Annotated in this window: 16 protein-coding genes; 5 read left to right on the plus strand and 11 right to left on the minus strand. The window is 63.8% G+C overall.

The annotated features are described in order from the left end of the window. Positions 1-8: 8 nt before the first annotated feature. The 8 genes from HU770_RS02835 to HU770_RS02870 form a co-directional block, all read right to left on the minus strand. Positions 9-809 carry a DUF3050 domain-containing protein gene (locus HU770_RS02835; protein ID WP_186654604.1) on the minus strand — a complete coding sequence of 267 codons (801 nt, stop codon included), beginning with the start codon at positions 807-809 and terminating at the stop codon, positions 9-11. 41 nt (positions 810-850) lie between these two features. Next, positions 851-1,822, minus strand: coding sequence for a fatty acid desaturase (locus HU770_RS02840; protein ID WP_186663005.1), 972 nt, complete (start codon positions 1,820-1,822; stop codon positions 851-853). Positions 1,823-1,832: 10 nt separating this feature from the next. Then, positions 1,833-2,660 carry an SDR family NAD(P)-dependent oxidoreductase gene (locus HU770_RS02845; protein WP_033700762.1) on the minus strand — a complete coding sequence of 276 codons (828 nt, stop codon included), beginning with the start codon at positions 2,658-2,660 and terminating at the stop codon, positions 1,833-1,835. After that, entirely contained in the window at positions 2,657-3,802 is a 1,146-nt protein-coding gene (locus HU770_RS02850) for an isobutylamine N-hydroxylase (protein WP_047581711.1), read from the minus strand. Before HU770_RS02850 ends, HU770_RS02845 begins: the two co-directional genes overlap by 4 nt. 4 nt (positions 3,803-3,806) lie before the next feature. After that, the gene (locus HU770_RS02855; protein ID WP_047581713.1) at positions 3,807-4,250 is read right to left on the minus strand and encodes an SRPBCC family protein; all 444 of its coding nucleotides are present in this window, start codon (positions 4,248-4,250) and stop codon (positions 3,807-3,809) included. A 9-nt stretch (positions 4,251-4,259) separates the two neighbouring features. Continuing rightward, entirely contained in the window at positions 4,260-5,516 is a 1,257-nt protein-coding gene (locus HU770_RS02860; RefSeq protein ID WP_186654610.1) for an aminotransferase class III-fold pyridoxal phosphate-dependent enzyme, read from the minus strand. Positions 5,517-5,519: 3 nt separating this feature from the next. Continuing rightward, positions 5,520-6,593: an SDR family oxidoreductase gene (locus HU770_RS02865; RefSeq protein WP_033700757.1), complete on the minus strand. Its 1,074-nt coding sequence runs from the start codon at positions 6,591-6,593 to the stop codon at positions 5,520-5,522. 189 nt (positions 6,594-6,782) lie between these two features. Next, positions 6,783-7,520 carry an AraC family transcriptional regulator gene (locus HU770_RS02870; RefSeq protein ID WP_033700755.1) on the minus strand — a complete coding sequence of 246 codons (738 nt, stop codon included), beginning with the start codon at positions 7,518-7,520 and terminating at the stop codon, positions 6,783-6,785. A 269-nt stretch (positions 7,521-7,789) separates the two neighbouring features. On the opposite strand from HU770_RS02870, the gene HU770_RS02875 reads away from it, so the two are divergent. The 4 genes from HU770_RS02875 to HU770_RS02890 all read left to right on the plus strand — a co-directional run bounded on the left by HU770_RS02875 (position 7,790) and on the right by HU770_RS02890 (position 10,091). After that, a complete protein-coding gene (locus HU770_RS02875; protein WP_047581718.1) occupies positions 7,790-8,566 on the plus strand; it encodes an FKBP-type peptidyl-prolyl cis-trans isomerase in 777 nt (258 codons plus the stop codon). A gap of 280 nt (positions 8,567-8,846) precedes the next feature. Then, the gene (locus tag HU770_RS02880) at positions 8,847-9,287 is read left to right on the plus strand and encodes a YkvA family protein (RefSeq protein WP_033700753.1); all 441 of its coding nucleotides are present in this window, start codon (positions 8,847-8,849) and stop codon (positions 9,285-9,287) included. A gap of 100 nt (positions 9,288-9,387) precedes the next feature. Continuing rightward, complete coding sequence (locus HU770_RS02885) at positions 9,388-9,726, plus strand: helix-turn-helix transcriptional regulator (RefSeq protein ID WP_033700751.1); 339 nt, start codon at positions 9,388-9,390, stop codon at positions 9,724-9,726. Then, complete coding sequence (locus HU770_RS02890) at positions 9,723-10,091, plus strand: hypothetical protein (protein WP_033700749.1); 369 nt, start codon at positions 9,723-9,725, stop codon at positions 10,089-10,091. Before HU770_RS02885 ends, HU770_RS02890 begins: the two co-directional genes overlap by 4 nt. Before the next feature lie 70 nt (positions 10,092-10,161). Here the strand turns inward: HU770_RS02890 and HU770_RS02895 are convergent, their stop codons facing one another. Further along, entirely contained in the window at positions 10,162-12,243 is a 2,082-nt protein-coding gene (locus tag HU770_RS02895; protein WP_186663006.1) for a carboxy terminal-processing peptidase, read from the minus strand. A gap of 139 nt (positions 12,244-12,382) precedes the next feature. Here HU770_RS02895 and HU770_RS02900 point away from each other — a divergent pair, with 139 nt between their 5' ends. Further along, positions 12,383-13,345 (plus strand): NAD(P)H-quinone oxidoreductase, encoded by a 963-nt coding sequence (locus tag HU770_RS02900; protein WP_033700747.1) that lies wholly within the window; start codon positions 12,383-12,385, stop codon positions 13,343-13,345. A gap of 35 nt (positions 13,346-13,380) precedes the next feature. Here HU770_RS02900 and HU770_RS02905 read toward each other — a convergent pair whose 3' ends face one another. Both HU770_RS02905 and HU770_RS02910 read right to left on the minus strand, forming a co-directional pair. Continuing rightward, positions 13,381-14,034, minus strand: coding sequence for an HAD family hydrolase (locus HU770_RS02905; RefSeq protein WP_186663007.1), 654 nt, complete (start codon positions 14,032-14,034; stop codon positions 13,381-13,383). A 12-nt stretch (positions 14,035-14,046) separates the two neighbouring features. Then, the gene (locus HU770_RS02910) at positions 14,047-15,036 is read right to left on the minus strand and encodes an ABC transporter ATP-binding protein (RefSeq protein WP_186654617.1); all 990 of its coding nucleotides are present in this window, start codon (positions 15,034-15,036) and stop codon (positions 14,047-14,049) included. Position 15,037 lies beyond the last annotated feature (1 nt).

Genomic DNA, 15,037 nt, shown 5'->3' on the forward strand with positions numbered 1-15,037 from the left:
GGCAATGCTCAGCTGGCTGCCGCCACGCAAGTGGCTTGCGCAGTCGCGGTGGCGCGCTGGTTGAGCAGTTCGAACACGCCGTCCCACAGCACGGTACGGGCCACCAGCGCATCGGCTGCACTCTTGGCCAGCGCTTGTTGCTGCGCGGGTTCGCTGACGATCTCGGCGATGATGCGTTTGGCCGCCGGGCCGTGATCGTCACCGTCCATCTCGATGTGGCGCTTGAGGTAGTAGGTCAGCATCGGCACGCTGGCTTCCTCGATCGCCCAGCGCTGCAGCAGGCCGCCGAACATGTCGGGGATGATGTCCTCGCGGCCGAAGAAGAAGTACGCCAGTACCTGCTCGGTCGAGCCGTGAAGGGCAACGTCGAGGGTCTTGCTGACGAATACCTTGGCCGGCAGCGGGATGTCGACGTTGGTCAACGCCTGGGCCAATGGCACGCCTGCTTGCAGCAGGGCCTGGAATTGACGGAACGGGCCAGTGTCGGCGCCAATCTCGTCCATGGCGCTGAGGTACAGGTCCAGGTGGCTGATGAAGCCGCCGCCAGGGTGCTCGTCGGTTTCTTCGCCGGTGACGATCTCGTTGATCAGCCGCGCGGCAATGATGTGCCGCGGCGGCAGCCAGGGCAGGCTGACGCAGGTCAGGTCGCGCTGGATACGCTTGAGCAGGGTCATGAAATCCCACACGGCGAACACGTGGTTCTCCATCAGCAGGCGCACGTCATCCAGCGAGCTGATCCTGGCGAACAGGGGGTGTGCCAGCAGGGTGCGGCGTTCATTTTCGATCATTGCATCAACATCAAAAGACATACTCGGCTCCTTGAGTGTGGGGGCGGTGTACCGGGCGCTAATTACTGCCCGGGGCGGCCTGGCGGTGGCATTGCTTGCCAGGCGCCGGCATAGGGGAAACGTGCCTTGCAGTAGCGCAAGGCGCCGAAGAAACGCGGTTCGAGCAGCGCCTGGCGGCCTTCGTACCAACCGCTGGCGAGCAGTTGGCGGTGCAGCCGTGGCAGGCGCCAGCACGGCACCCGTGGGTACAGGTGGTGCTCCAGGTGATAGTTCGAACCCAGGTGCAGCAGGGTGCTCAGCCAGGCGGTGCGCGAGCGTGCCACCGGCCGGTCGACGCAGGCCTCGAAGGCATGCTCCTGATAGGCGTTGAGCGCGGAAATCAACAAGGCCAGCAACAGGCACCCAGCCATCGCCGGCAGCAGCACCGGCCACTTCGTCGCCAGCGCCAGCCACAGCGCCGGCCACAGCAGTTGGCAGGCCAGATTGACCCTGGCCAGCAAGCGGATCTGCTTGTCCGGAAGCGGCAGCGTGCCTTCGACCTTGGCGCCGGGCAGGGCCAGGCGCACGGTCTGCAGCAGGTACCAGGCGGTGGCATGCAGGCGTGACACCAGCAGCCGGGTCACGGCCAGGCGATAGCGCCGCAACAGGCGCCAGTCCGGGTCCTTGGGGCCGCCGTTATGGCGATGGTGCTGCCAGTGGTCGACGAAGTAGCCGGTGACGCAGAAGCCGGTCAGCATCGAGCTCAGCAACACCGCCAGCATGCAGCTGTACAGGCGGTTTTCGCTAAGGTTGAAGTGGAAGCCCTCGTGGCCCAGGATGCCCTGCAGAAACAGGCCGTAACCCGCCGGCAGCAGCAGTGGAAGGGCCAGCGGCCATGCCTGCGGCAGCTGGCTGAGGGTCTCCACCAGTACTGCCAACGGGACGGCGAACAGCAGCAACGCATAGCCGACCACCCAGGTGGTTTCCAGCGCCGACGGCTTGAGCAGGCTGCGGTCCGGGCGTAGCGTGGGCTTGTCCAGTGCCAGTTGCGTCATCGGCCTGTCCTCAGTCGATCAGTTCGGGCTTGAGCGACAGCTGCCCGGCGTTGCTCAGGCGGCGCAGGCGCAGGCTGATGAACGCGTCGACCACGCTCGGCAGCCAGCGGGCGGTGTACATGGCCACGCTGCCGAGGAAGGTCAGGCCACGGTTGCGCAAGCCACGCTGGGTGCAGGCACGTACCAGGCCATTGCTGGCGTCATCGAGTTTTTCTTCCAGCGACAGCAGCACGCGCTCGCCGCGCTTGAAGCTGACCAGGCGCTTGACCGACAGGCCGACCCGTTCGGCCGGGTCGTGAATGGCCGTGTCGATGAACCCAGGGAACACCGTTACCACGTCCAGTTGCCCGGGGTACTGCATACGCAGTACATCCGAATAGGCACTCATGGCCCGTTTGCTGGTGGCATAGGCGGCGACGTAGGGCGCGTTCACCAGGGCAAACAGCGATGACACGTTGACCACCTTGCCCTGCGTGCGCAGCAGCGCCGGCAAGAACCGCGAGGTCAACTGCCAGGGGGCCAGCAGGTTGATTTCCAGGGCGCGGCGCACGTCGTCGTTAACCCCCGTCTCGCCGCGCTCCAAGGTCAGCACCCCGGCATTGTTGACCAGGATGTCGATGTCGCCGAAGCGCTCCAGGATCGAGGCGGCGGCTTCGTCCAGGCGCTCGCGGTCGCACAGGTCGAGCAGGTAGTAGGCATCGAAGTTGAGGGCAGTGTGCGGTTCGAGCCGGTCGATGCCGATCACGGTTGCACCTTGCTGCTTGAGCTTGCGTGCGGTTTCCAGGCCTAGGCCGCGTGCCGCGCCGGTGATGACGACGATCTTGTTGAGCAGTTTCACAGGGTGACTCCATTGGCAATGCTGAAGGTAGCGCCATGCAGGTAGCGGTCGAGGTTGGCCGTCATGCTGAAACGCCCGGGAGGGTGGAACTGCAGGCCACGGGTGCTGGCCAGCCAGTCGCAACTCAGGTTCGAGCGGATGAAGGCCAGGCCACCGAGCATCTGGTGGGCCAGGTCGGAGGCGCTGGCCAGTTGCTGTTCGATGCCGTAGCGGGTCAGCAGCAGGCGCGCGAGCAAGTCATCGGCGTCGCCTTGCAGCTGATCGACCTCATGCGCCAGGCCCTCCAGGGCGCTCAGGCACAATTGCAGTTGGCAGGCCAGTTGCACCCGCTGCTGGTCGCTCCAGCGGCGCTCGTCGATTGCCCGTTCCACCAGGCCCATGCAGGCCCCCAGGTAACTGGCGCTGATCAGCAGCTCGAACCAGATGAAACCGATGGTCTGTACATCGCCCAGCTGCGACTTCAACCCGGCGGAGAAGATCATCTTCTCGCTGACGTACACATCCTCCAGGCGCAGCTCCAGGCTCTGTGCACCGGCCAAGGCGCTGTTGCCCCAGAACGGGTGGTGGCTGATGCCCGGTGCGGACGCGGGGATGAGGGCGATCATCAGCTCTTCGCCGTGCTCGCTGGCACGGCTGAAGCTGGCGGTCAGCAGGTCCATCGAGCGGGTCAGGCTGCACGGTTGCTTGCTGCCGCTCAGGCGTACGCCGTCGGCCAGTTGCAAGGCTTCCATGCCGGCATCGAGGATGCCGCCACCGGGCACGCCCTCAGCGAAGCCGGACGCCAGCAGCAGGCGCTGCCGGGCGATGGCTGACAACAGCAGGCCTTCGGCGCCTGTGCCCTTGGCGGCAACCGCGACCAGGCTGGCCACGGAAAACTGATGCATGGTGCTGGCCACGGCCAGCGAGGGCGACAAGGCGCCGAGGGCAAGCTGCACATGCAGCGCTTCGCGCGCGCTGGCCCCCAGGCCACCGCCAGCCCCGGGCACCAGCAAGGCAACCGGCCCGTTCTGCTTGAACCAGTCCACCACCGGGCTGCCTGCCGCCTCGCGCTGCTCGAATGGCAGTTCTGTCAGCAGGTCGGCGAAGCCTGGGGCAAAGCGGTTCAGGGTTTGCCTGGCGTTTTGCAGGAGTGGCAACGGCATGGCATCAATCCTTGATCTGGCTGTTCGGGAACAGGCCACTGATGATGGCGCTGATGTTGTCGTGGATGGCTTGCCGCGCTACCGGGTCGAGCATGTCGGCAAGCATCGGCAGGCCCAGGTCGAAGCACGAGCGGAAGGCAATGCTGGCGCCCTCGGCGGTTTCGCTGACTTGCCAGGAGCCGGAGAAGTGGTCGATGTCGCCTGCGGTCTGGCGGAAGTGGATATGCAGGTTGTCGGGGTCGAAGACATCGCGTTCCTGCCACTTGAGAATGCCGCTGTGGAAGTTCACCTCCCAGTTGCTCAGCACCTCGTGCTCATGGATCGATTCGATCTCGATGTTGCGCACCGATTCGCACAGCTGGGGGTAGAGGCTGAAGTTGCTGATGGCGGCGTAGACCTGTTCGGCACTCTGGCTGGGAACATGGGCGGTCAGGCTGACTTCTTTCATTTCGGTGTCCTATTCGAAGGTGCGGGCAAGGGCGCGGGCGAAACCGCCAAGCAGCCATTCAACGTCGCTGTCGCTGTACAGGGCTGGCGGTGTCAGGCGGATTACCCGGTGATCGTTGAGCGAATGGTTGACCACGATGCGTTGGTCGATCAGGTGCATGACCATGTTTGCCGCCAGCCCGGCGTCGACGAACTCGAGGCCGAGCAGCAGGCCGGCGCAACGCAGCTGCACCTGTGCGCCGCGCGGGTGTTGCCGCAGCACGGTCTGCAGGCCCAGCTGCAGGCGTTGGCCCAGGGCTGCGGCGCGCTCCACCAGCTGTTCGCGCTGCATCACGTCGAGGGTCGCCATCACTGCGGCCATGGCCAGCGGGTTGGCGCCGAAGGTGGAGGTGTGCATCAACGGGTTGCGGTTGAGCGGCGCCTGCATGTCGGCGTTGCAGACCATGGCGCTGACCGGCACGCAGCCACCGGACAGGCTTTTGCCGACCAGCAGGATGTCGGGCACCACTGCCTCGTGGTCGCAGGCCCACCAGCGACCGGTGCGGCCCAGGCCAGACTGGATTTCATCGGCAATCAGGATTGCGCCGTACTGGTCGCACAGTTTGCGCACCTGCTGCAGGTAGCCGGCCGCAGGCACGATCACCCCGGCTTCGGCCTGTACCGGCTCAAGGATCACGCAGGTGCGTTCGGGTTGTGCCTGCAACTGCAGGCGTAGCGCCTCGGCATCGCCAAAGGGCACGAAATGGCTGTCGCCCAGGCGGTCGGCGAACGGTGTGCGATACAGAGCCCTGCCGGTGACCGCCAGTGCGCCAAGGGTCTTGCCGTGGTAACCACCCTGGGTAGAGATCACGTGCTGGCAGCCATTGAGCCAGGCCAGCTTGAGCGCCGCCTCGGTGGCTTCGGTGCCGGAGTTGCAGAAGTACACATACTGCAGCGGGTCAGGGCATACCGCAGCCAGGGCCGCAGCGGCCTGGGCCTGGAACGGGTTGAGCATCAGCTTGCTGGCCATCGGATGGCTGTGCAACTGGCGGCTGACTTGCTCGACGACCTGCGGGTGCGAATGCCCGAGCAGGAACACGCCATAGCCACCGGCATCCAGGTAGCGATGGCCGTCCATGTCGAACAGATAGACGCCTTCGGCACCCACCTCGATAGGCAGGTTCATCATCGAGGCCAGGCGGGCATAACCCGCATTGACATGGTCACGGTACTGCGCGCGCACGCGCTCGGCATCAAGCCCTTCGGGCAGGGGGGTGAAGCTGTTCATCGTTCAGGCCTCCATGGCCAGTTCGCCACGGCGCTCGCCCGCTGCCGGAATCTTCAGCATGCGTTGCATGGCCGAAAGCTTGGGCGCCAGGCATGCCAAGGTAAGCGCCAACTCCTGGCGCGGTGAGCGCTGGGCCAGGCGCTGGGCCGGCAACAGTTGCTCCAGGGAGCTGGGCAGCGGCTGCAGCAGGCTGGCGTAGCGGCACAGTTGGGTCGCCCGGCCGAGGGCTGCGCGGATGTTCTCTTCGAGGGCCGGCAGGAACACCGGGCGTACCAGGCGTTCGTAGATGTCCGGGTTCATGCAGCGCGGGCGCTGGAAGGGTGTGCTCTGGTCTTGCATTTGTTCGCACATGAGGTCGAGCAGGGTGCGGATATCCAGCGCCTGTGGGCCGTTGGTGAGGAAGTAGTCGTCACCGATCAGGCGCTGATCCAGGGCACTGGCGATGCCGGCAGCTGCCACGTCGCGGGCGATGACATCGACACGGCCGCCCTCAGGGCAGGGGATGATCGGCAGGTAGCCCGACATCATCAGCCCCATGGTCAGGTGAAAGCCCTGCAGCATGGGCATGTGGCCGCTGTGGCTGTCGCCGATGATGATCGACGGGCGAAAGATCGAAACCGGTACGCCGGCCTCACGCACCAGGGTCTCGGCTTGGCGCTTGACCACTTCGTACGGGGTCGAGGGCATCACCCCTGGGTGGTAGTCACAGGGGTGGGTGAAGGCAGTGCTGATGTGGTACAGCGGTACGTCGGCATCGCGGACAAACTGCAGCACCTGCTCGGTGCCTTGGTAATTGACCGAGAACACCGCTTCGGCATGGCCATCCAGGCGGGTAATGGCCGCGCAGTGGATGACCCAGTCGACCCGTTTGGTCAGCGCCAGGTAGTCCGCGTGGGACAGGCCCATGTGCGGTTGGCAGATGTCACCGCGCAGGGTTTCGACCCCAGGGTGGCGAATGCTGCTGCGCCGGGTCAGGCAGACCAGGTGATAGCGCTCGGCCAGTTGGTCGATCAGGGTATCGCCCAGTACACCGGCTCCGCCGGTAAGGAAAACGGTCAGCCGCGTTTGTCCAGACATGGACTAGCACTCCTTGCTCGCTAGGTTGATGAAGTGGCCCGTCTGCCTGGCAGCCGCAAGGGGGCCAAGGAACCGGAGCGATTAAAAAAGCCGACCTGTGTGCCTGTGTTTCAGTGGCAACGGCCGGCAAGCGGCCCTGCGCCTGGGTGGAGACCCCGATCGGCGCGGGCTGGAGGGGATGATGGCGATTTAGAACTGCTGATTCTTGAACGAATCGCTTGTATTGCGCAGTACCACGGCGACGCGGCTGGGCGACATGCCGACCATGCGCCGCATCATGCGGGTGAGGTGGGCTTGGTCAGCGAAGCCGCCGGCGATGGCGGCATCGCTGAGGCTGGCGTCGTGGGCGAGGGCATGGCAGGCACGTTCGAGCTTGCGCCAGATGATCCATTGCGACAGTGGCACGCCCATCTGGTGCGTGGCGAAAAAGCGCAGGCGTGGGCTGGACAGGCCTACCGCGCTGGCCGCGCGCGACACCGCGCCGATGCCCGCCCAGTCCTGGCGCAGCAGGTGCAGGGCATTGGACAGGCGTGGGTCGAAGCTGTCGGGGGGCACCAGCTTGAGTTCCAGGGCTGCGACTACCTCATCGAAGTTGGCCGCCTGGCGCACGCAATCGACGATGTCAGGGCTGACCGCTGCCTTGCCGCTCTCGTCGAGCAGGGCTTTCAATGCGCGGCCAAGCGGCGCGTCCGGGTAGAAGTAAAGGAAGGCAACGCGGTCGGCGTTGGGCAACGAGCGATGGTCGACGGAGGGCCCGATCAGTACCCCCGGTGCACTGAGGGTATGGTTACCGAACTCCACGGTGATGTCGTAGCGCAGGCCGATGCACAGCTGGATGGCGACGTGGGCGTGGGCTGCGGTTTGGTCGGTCTTGCCGGTGTAGCCCAGCCAGTAATCACCGAAAGTTACTGCTCCGTCCCATCTCATTGTGCATCCCTGAAGCCCGTTCTAGAAAGCCTGGCCGCGCCCGGGCCAGCATCCTGAAAGCGGCAGATGATAGCGTTATGGTATATCTTGGTCGATACAAAGCGTAACGAATGATCTTTTGCACTAATTAAGGCTTTTCTGATGCATGCAAGGCTGTTGAACTAATCAGTGTTTACCCGCTCCTATGCCGGTAGCCATTGGTCACGGCCGCCTGCTAAGCTCGCGGCTTTACCCTGATTGCCCTTATGGCGCATGAACAAGGAAATAGCATGAAACAGCATCGTTTGGCGGCTGCGGTTGCCCTGGTAGGCCTCGTATTGGCTGGCTGCGACCAACAGGCCAGCAGCCCCGAGCTGAAGACGCCGGCACAGAAAGCCTCCTACGGTATCGGCCTGAACATGGGCAAAAGCCTGGCTCAGGAAGGCATGGAAGACCTTGACTCCAAAGCGGTCGCGCTGGGCATCGAAGACGCGGTCAGCAAGAAAGAGCAGCGCATCAAGGACGAAGAGCTGGTAGAGGCCTTCACCTCGCTGCAGAAGCGCGCCGAAGAGCGTCTGGCCAAGGCCAGCGAAGAAGCCGCTTCCGCCGGCAAGAAGTTCCTCGAAGACAACGCCAAGAAGCCAGGCGTGGTCACCACCGCTTCGGGCCTGCAGTATGAAGTGATCAAGAAGGCCGACGGCCCGCAGCCCAAGCCGACTGACGTGGTCACCGTTCATTACGAAGGCAAGTTGACCGATGGCAAGGTGTTCGACAGCTCCGTCGAGCGCGGTAGCCCGATCGACCTGCCGGTCAGCGGCGTCATCCCAGGTTGGGTCGAAGGCCTGCAACTGATGCACGTCGGCGAGAAGTACAAGCTGTTCATCCCGGCCGAACTGGCTTACGGCGCCCAGAGCCCGAGCCCGCTGATCCCAGCCAACTCGGTACTGGTATTCGACCTTGAGCTGATCGCCATCAAGGACCCGGCACAACTGCAAGGTGCAGAGCCGGAAGCCGAAGCACCGGCGCAAGCGCCTGCCGAAGCACCAGCAGAAGAACCAGCCAAGTAATACTGGCTGCTTTTGCAGAAAACGCCCCGTCTTGACGGGGCGTTTTCGTTTCGGCGGTAGACGCTTGGAAGAACCTCTGTCGGCTGATACTGTCCGAGCAATAGCAGCGTGATGAAGTAGGATGCTTCTGACGCAAATCGTTTGCGCAACTGAAACGACTGTGTAAAAAACGCCCGATCTGACCGGGACCCTTGCCTAGTGGGCACCTGACGTCAGAAACTTCGCCCTGTTCACAAGGTTATCCACAATAAATGTGGATAACCTCCCTCTCGGAGGCTCCATGAGCGCACCCTGGAATTTCGCCCGTTTCCTGCCGCTGGCCGAGCGCCTGCTCAGCCGCGGGCGGTTACCGGCCCTGCTGTTCGCTGTGGCCCGCAAAGGCCCACGGATCGGTCAGCTGCGCGAGGATGTAAAGCTGCTGCAGTCACTGTGCCTGGCCTGGTGGCGGGGTGAGTACCGCGCCATCAGCCCCAAGGCACTGGTGACCATCGTTGCCGGCCTGCTGTACTTCGTCAGCCCTATCGATGCCATCCCCGACTGGTTGCTGGGGGTCGGGTTCCTCGACGATATTGCCGTGCTGGGCTGGGTGCTGAAAACCGTCGCGGATGAGCTGGGGCGTTTCAAAGCCTGGCGCGACAGCCAGGCGCCAGAGCGGTTGCGGGTGGTGGAGCGCTTGCCGAACTCCCCCGAAGCCTTGCGCCTGGAACGTAATACGCAGTGAAATCAGCCTGAGCTGCACACACTCCCGTACTTGGTAATATAATTGGCATAAGGATTATGCCTATGGATTACATGCCGTAATCCCACGTAAGGGGGTTGTAATGGGTATTCAGGTTATTAGCCGGGACGGTCAGCCCGAGTACGCAGTCGTTCCCTGGGAGCAGTACCAGGCACTGTTGAAGGCAGCAGGGCAGGCGCCTGCCGAGGCAAGCGCCAGTGAAACGCCGGTCAGTGCCGCCAGTGCGCCCTTGCCGGCTTTCAGCGAGGTGGCGCAGATACGTGAGGCGAAGGGCATTGCCCCTGAGCTACTGGCGCGCAACGTCGGTGTCAGCCCGGCCTATCTGGCCATGATCGAATCAGGCGAGCGACAGCCGGACGCCGCTATCCGCCGCGCCCTGGCCTGGCACCTGGGTGTGGCGGGTTGGAGCGAGCCATCATGAGCCAGGTCAGGATCAGCCGCCAGCACTGGCAGAACCTGCTGGACGAGCTTGACCTGGCCCGTCGTCAACGTCATTTGCTGACGTATCGCGCGCTCATCGAGCGCTTGCAATTGCCCAGCCCGGCCATGCAGACCCTGACCGCCGCGTTGGAGTACCTGGCCGTGATCGATGCGCGCGCCGAGCAGCCGTTGCGCAGTTCGCTGGTCATCAGCCAGGGCGCCAGCCGCCTGCCGCGTACCGGGTTTTTCGAGTGCGTCGAGCGGCTGGGCCGTTTTGCCGGGCCGGTTGATGGCATGGAGGCGGCGTCGTGGCATGCCTCGGAAGTCGTCAGGGTATTTGAGTACCCCTATCCGGAAACCGCCTGACAGCCACCGCTCCTACAAAAAGGGCCGGGTGTTTTCACACCCGGCCCTTTTTGTTAAACAGCGCAGCACATCAGTGCTTGGCCACCTGCGAGCTGGCGCTCAGGTAGTCGAGCAGGATGCGCCCCGTTTCGGACAGGTAGGCGTCGTCTTCCGGCTTGGTGGTTTCATCCTCGGCCGGCAGCGCGTCCTCGTCTTCCTTCTTCAGCTCCTTGAGCGGCTCTTCGCCCTTGGCCTTGCGGCGGATGTTCTCCAGGGCCAGTTGCTTGCCCTCGATCTCATCGTGGCGGGCACGGCGGTCCTGTTCGTTGAGGCTGACGGTTTTCTCGCTCATCAGCTTCTGAGCCAGGGCCAAGCGGTCGCGGATGTAGGTGAACTCGGCATCCTTGACGCTGCGCGCTTCATGCTGCGCCTTGAGCTGGGCCAGGTACGGCTTGAACGGGTCGGCCGCAGGCTTGACCACCGGGCGGATGGTGTCCCACGGCATGGCCTCGGGCAGGGCGCTCTCGCCGATTTCCTTGGTGTCGATGATCGACGGGTAGTCGATGTCCGGCAGTACGCCCTGGTGCTGGGTGCTCTGCCCGGAAACCCGGTAGAACTTGGCCAGGGTCAGTTTCAGTTCACCATGGTTGAGCGGCTGAATGGTCTGCACGGTGCCTTTGCCGAAGGTCTGGCCACCGATGATCAGTGCGCGGTGGTAGTCCTGCATGGCGCCGGCGAAGATCTCCGAGGCCGAAGCCGAGAGGCGGTTGACCAGCAGTGCCAGCGGGCCTTTGTAGAAGGCGCCCGGGTTTTCGTCCTCGAGCACGTCGACGCGGCCGTCGCTGTTGCGAACCAGCACCGTCGGGCCCTTGTCGATGAACAGGCTGGTCAGCTCGGTGGCTTCCTGCAGGGAGCCGCCGCCGTTGTTGCGCAGGTCGATGACCACGCCGTCGACTTTCTCTTTCTGCAGTTCGGTGAGCAGTTTCTTCACGTCGCGCGTGGTGCTCTTGTACTCCGGATCCCCGGCACGGTAGGCCTTGAAGTCCAGGTAGAAGGCCGGGATCTCGATAATGCCCAGCTTGTAGTCACGGCCATCCTGCTTGAGCTTGAGCACCGACTTTTTCGCCGCCTGCTCTTCAAGCTTGACCGCCTCGCGGGTGATCGAAACGATCTTGCTGGTCTGGTCGCTCGGGGCATTGCTTGCCGGGATAACCTCCAGGCGTACCACCGAGCCCTTGGGGCCGCGGATCAGCTTGACCACTTCGTCCAGGCGCCAGCCGACCACGTCGACCATTTCCTTGTTGCCCTGGGCCACGCCGATGATCTTGTCGGCCGGGGCTACCTGCTTGGTCTTGGCCGCAGGGCCTGCCGGCACCAGGCGCACGATCTTGACCTGGTCGTTGTCGCTTTGCAGCACCGCGCCGATGCCTTCGAGCGACAGGCTCATGTTGATGTCGAAGTTTTCCGCGTTGTCTGGCGACAGGTAATTGGTGTGCGGGTCGTAGGACTGGGCGAAGGTGTTGATGTAAGCCTGGAAGATGTCTTCGGCACGGGTCTGGTCCAGGCGCGCAAGCTGGTTCTTGTAGCGCTTGGTCAGGGTTTCCTGGATCTGCTTGGGCTCTTTGCCGGCGATCTTCTGGCGCAGTACTTCGTCTTTCACGCGTTTGCGCCACAGGTCGTCGAGCTCGGCCTGGTTCTTCAACCACGGGGCGTCCTTGCGGTCGATCAGCAAGGTTTCCTTGGCGGTGAAGTCGATCTTGTCGACGCCCTTGTTCAGCTCGGCCAGGGCAAAGTCCAGGCGCTGCTTGACGCGGTCGAGGTAACGTTTGTAGATGGTGAAGCCAGGGTCGAGGTTGCCGCTTTTGAGGAAGTCGTCGAACTGCGTCTTCCACTTGTCGAATTCGGCGATGTCGGCTGCGGTGAAGTAGCTGCGCGCCGGGTCCAGCAGCTTGATGTAGCTGTCGTAGATGATCACCGAGCGGGCGTCATCGAGCGGTGGCTTGCTGTAGTGATGGCGCTTGAGCAGCTCAACCACGTTGAGGCTGGCGACGATTTCGTCGCGGTCCGGCTGCAGGCTGTCCCACTTGTTGGCGGCCGCCGCATTGCCGCCGAGCGTGAGGCTGCCCAGGCCGATCATCAGGGCCAGGGCGGTGCTGGGTAGGAAATGCTTCATGCTGATTCGACGTGGAGGCAATTGATCACGCATAGTAGGCCGTCTTTTCCGTTGCCGGTTCCATGGAGCCGGGCAAATACTGCAAAAAGCCTGGGGTAAGCGTCCCCAGGCCCAGTCATGATTCAACTATGGAGGCACTGTGAAGGCATTGCAAGGCGTTGACGGACATGTGGAGTGGGTCGAGGCCGAACGCCCGGCCCTTGACGCCGGCCAAGTACGCATTCGCGTGGCGGCTGCGGGGCTTAACCGCGCCGACCTGTTGCAGATGAAGGGCCTGTACCCGCCACCGCCTGGCGCCAGCCCGTACATGGGCCTGGAGTGCGCCGGGGTGATCGAGGAAGTGGGCCCGGGCGCCGACTGGCGCATAGGCGACCGGGTGTGTGCGCTGCTGGCCAGCGGCGCGATGGCCGAGGAAGTGGTGGTGGATGCCCGCCATGTGCTGCCGGTGCCCGAAGGCCTGAGCCTGCAGGAAGCGGCGGCGCTGCCCGAGGTGTACGCCACGGCATGGTTGAACATCTTCCAGTTGGGTGCTGTCAAGGCGGGCGAGAAGGTGCTGGTGCACGCCGGTGCCAGTGGCGTTGGCTCGGCGGCTATCCAGCTGTGCAAGGCGTTTGGCAACCCGGTGTATGTCAGCGTTGGCTCGCAGGACCGCCTGGCTTATTGCCAGGCCCTGGGCGCTGCCGGCGGCGTGGTGCGTAACGAGAACCTCGAAGCGCTGGAAGGTCTGGGGCCATTCGACGTGATTCTCGACCCGGTCGGCGCCAGTTACGGGCCGCTCAACCTCAAGTTGCTGGCGCGTGACGGGCGCTGGGTGATCATCGGCCTGATGGGCGGGCGCACGTTCGACCTCGACCTGGCGCTGGTGCTGGGCAAGCGCCTGGAGATCACCGGTTCGACGCTGCGTAACCGTGATGATGGCTTCAAGGCCGAGTTGCTGCGCGAGTTGCTGCAGCAGGTGTGGCCGTTGTTCGCCGAAGGGCGTTTGTCGCCGCAGTTGGTGGACACCTACCCGGTGGAATTTGCCCAGGCGGCCTATGCCGAGCTGGAGAGCAACCAGGTGTCGGGCAAGCTGGTGATGGTGATCGACCCGAGTCTGGTTTGAGATTGCTGGGGGCTGCAAAGCAGCCCCCATGATCCTCAAGCCCAGCTCAAGATAGGCCACCCATTGAGCTGGGCATGTTCGCGCAACACCGCATCCGGGTTCACCACATGTGGGTGGTCCACCTTCAACAACAGCGGCAAATCGTTGCGCGAATCAGAATAGAAACTCGCCCCCTCCAGGTTCTCCTGTTCCTGATCCAGCCATTCCAGCAAGCGGGTGATCTTGCCCTCACGGTAGGTCAGCACGCCGTGGGTCTTGCCGGTGTACACCCCGTTCACCGCCTCCAGCTCGATCGCCAGGTACTCGTCCACCCCCAGCCGCGCCGCAATCGGCCCAACCAGGTGCGTGCCCGAGGCGGAGATGATCAGGACACGGTCGCCACGCTTGCGATGCTCGGCGATGCAGCGGCAGGCGTCGCCGAAAATGATCGGTTCGATGACGTCTTCCACCCACGGCTGCACCAGGTGTTCAACCTCTTCCAGGGTGCGCCCGGCAATGGGCTCCAGGCTGAAGGCCATGTAGTCCTCCATCTGCAGGTGGCCCTTGCCATAGGCCTCCATCAGCTCATGGTCGCGGCGCAGGAATGCCTTGCCGTCGACCCAGCCCAAGCGGGCCATCTGCTCGCTCCACAGCGAGGCGCAGTCACCGTGGATCAAGGTTTCATCCAGATCGAAAATTGCCAGTGCCATTGTTGCTGTCTCCTAGGCCACTTCACGTAGCGCCGTGGGGTCGATCGACAAGGATACCCGCTGGCCGTCCACATGCAGGTCGGCGGACGAGCGGTTGAGCACATCGACCACCAGTTCCACGTCGCGCACCCGCACCCGGTAACGGATGACGTTGCCCAGCAGGCTATGGCTGCGCACTTCACCGTCCAGCTCGCCATTCAGGCCCAACGTGATGGATTCCGGGCGGATGGCCAGGCGGTTGGCCACCGGGCGTTGCAGCAGGCGGCTGGCGCTGTCTGGGTCGAGCAGGTTGTAGTTGCCGATAAAGCCCGCGGCGAACAGGTCCACGGGCGCGGTATAGAGGGTTTCGGCATCGCCGCTCTGAACGATGCGGCCTTGGTTCATCAGGAAGATGCGGTCAGACATGGTCAGCGCTTCTTCCTGGTCATGGGTGACGAAAATGGTGGTCAGCCCCAGTTCACGCTGGATGGCGCGGATTTGTTCGCGTAGGTGCTTGCGGATGCGCGCATCCAGCGCTGACAGCGGTTCGTCGAGCAGCAGCAGGCGCGGGCGGGTCACCAGCGAACGGGCCAGCGCCACGCGCTGGCACTGGCCACCGGACAACTGGTGCGGGTAGCGCCCGGCGAAGCTGCCCAGCTCCACCAGATCCAGCACCTCACGCACCCGGGCAAGGCTTTCGTCGGCTTTGACCTTTTGCATGCGCAGGCCAAAGGCGACGTTCTGCTCCACGGTCATGTTGGGGAACAGCGCGTAGCTCTGGAAGACCATGCCGATGCCGCGCTTTTGCGGGCTCAGGGGCACGATGTCCTGGCCATCGAGCAGTATGCGCCCGCTGTCCACCGGGGTCAGCCCGGCGATGCAGCGCAGCAGGGTGGATTTGCCGCACCCGGAGGGGCCGAGCAGGGTGACGAATTCGCCGCGTTCGATCTGGCAGTCGATATTCTCGAACACCGGGGTGCCGGCATAGCGTTTGTGCAGTTGCTGTACGCTGACGAAGCTCATG

Source organism: Pseudomonas sp. SWRI68 (assembly GCF_014269165.1).
GTDB lineage: Bacteria > Pseudomonadota > Gammaproteobacteria > Pseudomonadales > Pseudomonadaceae > Aquipseudomonas > Aquipseudomonas capeferrum.

Excerpts from the sequence above, each read along its gene's own strand:
- HU770_RS02835 (WP_186654604.1), bottom strand. The coding sequence starts at position 809 with ATGTCTTTTGATGTTGATGCAATGATCGAAAATGAACGCCGCACCCTG.
- HU770_RS02840 (WP_186663005.1), bottom strand. The coding sequence starts at position 1,822 with ATGACGCAACTGGCACTGGACAAGCCCACGCTACGCCCGGACCGCAGC.
- HU770_RS02850 (WP_047581711.1), bottom strand. The coding sequence starts at position 3,802 with ATGCCGTTGCCACTCCTGCAAAACGCCAGGCAAACCCTGAACCGCTTT.
- HU770_RS02855 (WP_047581713.1), bottom strand. The coding sequence starts at position 4,250 with ATGAAAGAAGTCAGCCTGACCGCCCATGTTCCCAGCCAGAGTGCCGAA.
- HU770_RS02860 (WP_186654610.1), bottom strand. The coding sequence starts at position 5,516 with ATGAACAGCTTCACCCCCCTGCCCGAAGGGCTTGATGCCGAGCGCGTG.
- HU770_RS02865 (WP_033700757.1), bottom strand. The coding sequence starts at position 6,593 with ATGTCTGGACAAACGCGGCTGACCGTTTTCCTTACCGGCGGAGCCGGT.
- HU770_RS02870 (WP_033700755.1), bottom strand. The coding sequence starts at position 7,520 with ATGAGATGGGACGGAGCAGTAACTTTCGGTGATTACTGGCTGGGCTAC.
- HU770_RS02875 (WP_047581718.1), top strand. The coding sequence starts at position 7,790 with ATGAAACAGCATCGTTTGGCGGCTGCGGTTGCCCTGGTAGGCCTCGTA.
- HU770_RS02880 (WP_033700753.1), top strand. The coding sequence starts at position 8,847 with ATGAGCGCACCCTGGAATTTCGCCCGTTTCCTGCCGCTGGCCGAGCGC.
- HU770_RS02885 (WP_033700751.1), top strand. The coding sequence starts at position 9,388 with ATGGGTATTCAGGTTATTAGCCGGGACGGTCAGCCCGAGTACGCAGTC.
- HU770_RS02890 (WP_033700749.1), top strand. The coding sequence starts at position 9,723 with ATGAGCCAGGTCAGGATCAGCCGCCAGCACTGGCAGAACCTGCTGGAC.
- HU770_RS02895 (WP_186663006.1), bottom strand. The coding sequence starts at position 12,243 with ATGAAGCATTTCCTACCCAGCACCGCCCTGGCCCTGATGATCGGCCTG.
- HU770_RS02905 (WP_186663007.1), bottom strand. The coding sequence starts at position 14,034 with ATGGCACTGGCAATTTTCGATCTGGATGAAACCTTGATCCACGGTGAC.
- HU770_RS02910 (WP_186654617.1), bottom strand. The coding sequence starts at position 15,036 with ATGAGCTTCGTCAGCGTACAGCAACTGCACAAACGCTATGCCGGCACC.